Origin of the sequence: Streptococcus sp. 20925_1_69, from assembly GCF_041432365.1 — a bacterium.
Lineage (GTDB): Bacteria > Bacillota > Bacilli > Lactobacillales > Streptococcaceae > Streptococcus.
In genome coordinates, this window is record NZ_JAPVZL010000022.1 from 1 (window position 1) to 4,420 (window position 4,420).

A 4,420-nucleotide genomic window follows, 5' to 3' on the forward strand; every position below is an offset into this window, starting at 1 on the left:
AAAAAAAATCATGAAATTTTGGTAGAAGTATATAACAATGAATTATAAAAAAGCAAGATTATATGATCTTGCTTTTTTACTTCCAAAATTGCCACCAACTTTTTTTACTTTGTTCTAAAAGTAGTTGATTGTCTTTCTGCGTTGCTAAAATAATGGTATGGAGTTGTTCAATTTGTTTCTTGTAGTCTTCTAGCTGTTCTTTCAAATCAGAAATACGCTCATCTTTTTCTTGTATTATATTTGTATTATCTTTTTCATCTTCTGTATTATCAATAGAAAACAATAAATCGCGAGCATAAGAGCTAACAGTCTGCCCAGAAAGCTCAGCACGTTCCTTTATTTCAAGCTTTTCATCCAAACTCATTCTGATATTTAAAACAGTCATTTTTTCACTCATAATACACCACCTATTATTTTATAATACAATAATAACACAAAATAACACGTTATAACACAAAAGAAGCAGATAAATTTTATTATCTGCTTCCCATTTTATACGCTCTCTCAAAGCATTTAAGGTCATTTAGATGATGTGTATGCAAATCCGTCACAGCAAAAGAAAGAGGTGTTTCATCTGTCTTGCCGTCAGAGATATAAAATCCTTTAAAGCGTTCAACACCGCCCTTTGTTGCGACCTCGCCATCAAATGCCATTCTTTGCGTTTCTGCATTCGCAGAACCTAATAATATTTTGGTCGCAAACTGACTTCTGATGTCACTTGAAAGGGTAGTATCAGTTTTCGGACTTTGTGTCGCGACTATACAAAAGACAGATACAGACCGCCCTTTTTGGACGATTTGAGTGAGTAGAGCCAAAAACTCTTTTTTCTGTTTGCTGTCCATACTCGCGACAGCCGAGCCGATTTCATCAGCGACGACGACAATCGGAGTCAAACCGATATCATAACCACGCAAGCCGATTTTTTGCTGTTTTTTGACAGCTTTAGCGACGATTTTTTGTCGTCTTTTCAGCTCATCGCAAACATGTCTCAACAGCTCCAAAATCGCTTCAGTATCTTCTTGAATACGAGCCGACGAATAGAACTCTTGAAAGGCTGAAAACTCGCTCTTAGGGTCAATGAAATACAACTCTGAACCGCTCATAAACAGTTGCAAAATCATTGAGAAAAGCAAACTACTTTTACCACTTCCAGACTTGCCCCAAGCAATGATATGAGGTTTATCAGCAAGATTTATAATCAAATCATTCTGTAATTTGATTTCATGGCTCTTTTGCTTCATCTCTTCAAGGCTCTTTGGTCGCCATGTTTTATCCGAGCCTTTATCTTCAAGTACAAATTTATAGTACAGACCGTCGTCTGTAATACGACTTGAAACGACCGCATAAGCGCCTAATTTTCCGCGAAAACTGGAGTTTATATCCTCGGTCAATTTTTCGATATCATACATCCCTGGGAGCTTTTCCACGGTCACTTTTACGTGAGAGGGTAGGCTTGCGCCTACCCTCACTCTCGGAACAGCGATGTGTGGAGTATCGCGCAGTTGATTGACTGACATTGTTGCGAGTAGGCTCTTTGTGATAGCTCGTTCTGCTCCTTTTTGCGTGATGTACGTTTTGATTGACTTCGCGTTGATCACTGACTTCATCAGTGAATACGCTCGTACAATCATCAAAACGAACACAAGCGACCAAAGAGCAAACTGAACAGCTTTAATCGATACAACAATACCAATTATTGAAGACAAAACAGCTAAAGATACAACTAACAGCCACCAGAACCAAAAAAATCGGTATAGCGGTATTTTGTACACGTTCTGAGCGTTCTTTTTGTAGATGACTGCCATTACAATCCCCCCTCCTCAAATTTTTGGAGGTATAAATTGATTTGCGATTTATCGATTTTTTTCGCATTGTTCAACAAACGATTTTGTTTTTTCGAATACTCATCGACCTCAATTTTCTTGATGATTTGATAAATATCAAATCCCTTTTCCTCGCCCAACTCTTCAAGCATTTTCAATGACGGAACAACTGAAACACGCAACCATTGAAGCAAACGACCTAAATCTAAATCTTTTTCTGGGTTACCTAAATCAACCTTACCAGCACCGTCTAAAAAGTTTTCCCACCATGAGCAAACTTTCCAGCGGTTTTTATTCTGCTGTATTTCCTTTGCTTGCGTTTTGGTTGGTTCTAAAAATTCGACGATATCTCGCATAGTATCCATAAAAACCGACCCAATGGTTTGACCGTCTTCAGTCATTAAATCAACGATTTTACGAGCCTTTTTCTTGGTATACGATATTTCATATCGCTGCCAAATACCCGTTTCAATCGCTTCTCGAGGGGGTATCTGGTTTTTATATTGATATTGTGCATATTTATCATAGGCTCTTAGCATATATGAGCCAGTTGAAGAATTTGATTGAGAACCGATGTACAAAGTATAGCCTTTAATTTGACCGTTTACATCGGCTTGTTTTACTATGTTATAGCTCTTTTTTGATGAACGATAATGGCCGAGTTTTAGTTTTCGCTCCATTTTATCAAAACTAACAACTGCATTATAATCATCTAGAGCAATATCTAAACGCGTGATTTTGACATCTAATTGTTTCAGCACTTTAAAAAGAGAAATCCAATCATTTTCAATTTTTTGAGCTAAATCAGTACAGCCTTGACCAGTAAATACATAGTTTCGACTATTTGACGTATTTCTCATTAAATCCTTGTCATAATCGTTATAATAGATATTTACATACCTACCGAGAGAAATTCCGCTATTATAAAAGTATCGTCCCGAAACTGCTTCAAAATCATTGATATCATAACCAAGATTTTTAAGTAAAACAAAGTCTTTTCCGTCCTCTCCACCGTCAAAAGTGTCAGATACTGTAAAAGAGAACCAATCGACCTTGTAAACCATTGATTTATAAGGGTTTTTATCCATATTTGTGCCTCAATTCCTGTATTTGTAGACCCCCTGATTAGTGTTCGGGGTCTACCCGCTGGAGCGATGCTCCAGCGGTCCCGAGATTAGCGATATTCAGCAATTTTCGCTTTTTGCTCAATAAAAATCATATTGGCTTGCTTGATATCGTAACCAAAACCAACGACGACATACGAGCCCAAAAGCTCAAATCTTTGCTCTTCCGGAAGAACTACTTTAACCATTTTTCCGGTGCCAAATTCGGTAAAGGTATAAGTATAACCGTCCGAAGTTTCGGAACGCTTATCCTTACCATTTTCGTCTTTGATTTTGTTTCCAAATTCATCTTTGAGCTTCGGAAAGTGTTGAGTTGGCTTAATACCTACATCGATAACAACTAAGTTGCTAAATAGGCTTAAATTTGCGGTTTTGCTCTTGCTTTCTTGCAGAGCTTTCAATTTTTCGAGTTGTGACATGCAAAAAATGTCCTTTCTAAAATGTTAGTCGCTTACCACGACCTGCAAACACTTTAGAAAAGACACTCTACTTTTATTTAACCACCCTACTTGACCCACTGAGGCCTTTTTTGATATAATGGTCTTGTTCGAAAAAAAGTGAGAGTCTTACTGAAGTGACTGGCAGGTCTAGGTAAGACTTTTTTTGTATCTTCTCGTTGTTCGAAGACGAGAAGATACTTTTATTTTACATCAATTATTTTAAGATGTAAAGATGTTTCTTTTGGGCTTCCGCCCAAACCCGACCAGCGTACGACGCTGGACTCGGCCTCTGGAAGAAATAGATTTTCAATTTTCTTCGTCTGGCTTATTCAAACTAGCACAACGATAATCTTGCGCAAGGTACGCTACGCTTTTCTCCTTGACGCGTCGATTTGATCGTCGCGCTTTTACGTTTGCGCCGACGGAAGAAAATTTTAAAAATCAAAGCTTCAAATGAGACGGAGCAAGTTCTGGAGGGTCAATATTTCCTCCGTCAGAGTCTAAATCTGCTTGCAATTCATTGAAGGCTTCAACAAAACCTTGTGTGATTTTTTCATCTTCAATAAAATCCAAGACAAATTTTTCAATCTCTTCGTCGTTCATAATCTCACCTACTTTCTATATCTTCATGCTTTAAGTATATCACAGCCAAAAATAAAAGTCAATATCAAATCCGTTTAAATAGACTTTTTTATCGTTTTTAGTAGACATTAATGTCTTTTTTTGATAAAATTAACCCAGAGGTGAAATTATGGGAAAAAATACAACTATACAAATTAAAGCGCATCATATAGAAGAAATATTAAATCTTGAATTAACAAAAATTGAGTATCAACTTTTATTATATTTACTTTCACAAATCGACACTACAAATTTAGTTCGACTAAATAAAAACGAAATTTTAGCAGTAAAATTAAACACGACAACGAGGTCAATCACACGAGCCATCAATAAATTAGAAAAATCTAATTTAATGAAAAAGACAAAATTTGTTGGTCGTACATATATGATTAACCCCGAATTTTTCAATACG

At 36.7% G+C, this 4,420-nt stretch carries 6 protein-coding genes; 1 reads left to right on the top strand and 5 read right to left on the bottom strand.

The window, feature by feature from the left end; all coding sequences use genetic code 11:
- Window positions 1–76: 76 nt before the first annotated feature.
- The 5 genes from O3601_RS09255 to O3601_RS09275 form a co-directional block, all read right to left on the bottom strand.
- Window positions 77–397, bottom strand: a complete 321-nt coding sequence (locus O3601_RS09255) for a hypothetical protein (RefSeq protein ID WP_261028862.1) — start codon at window positions 395–397, stop codon at window positions 77–79.
- Window positions 398–476: 79 nt separating this feature from the next.
- Window positions 477–1,805 carry an FtsK/SpoIIIE domain-containing protein gene (locus tag O3601_RS09260; protein ID WP_371472696.1) on the bottom strand — a complete coding sequence of 443 codons (1,329 nt, stop codon included), beginning with the start codon at window positions 1,803–1,805 and terminating at the stop codon, window positions 477–479.
- Window positions 1,805–2,911 (bottom strand): replication initiation factor domain-containing protein, encoded by a 1,107-nt coding sequence (locus O3601_RS09265; RefSeq protein ID WP_371472698.1) that lies wholly within the window; start codon window positions 2,909–2,911, stop codon window positions 1,805–1,807. The genes O3601_RS09260 and O3601_RS09265 overlap by 1 nt, the downstream gene beginning before the upstream one ends.
- Window positions 2,912–2,997: 86 nt before the next feature.
- Window positions 2,998–3,366, bottom strand: coding sequence for a hypothetical protein (locus O3601_RS09270; protein ID WP_371472701.1), 369 nt, complete (start codon window positions 3,364–3,366; stop codon window positions 2,998–3,000).
- A gap of 462 nt (window positions 3,367–3,828) precedes the next feature.
- Complete coding sequence (locus O3601_RS09275) at window positions 3,829–3,990, bottom strand: hypothetical protein (protein ID WP_371472704.1); 162 nt, start codon at window positions 3,988–3,990, stop codon at window positions 3,829–3,831.
- A gap of 148 nt (window positions 3,991–4,138) precedes the next feature.
- Here O3601_RS09275 and O3601_RS09280 point away from each other — a divergent pair.
- A partial coding sequence (locus tag O3601_RS09280; protein WP_371472707.1) for a hypothetical protein occupies window positions 4,139–4,420 on the top strand: 282 nt, incomplete at its 3' end.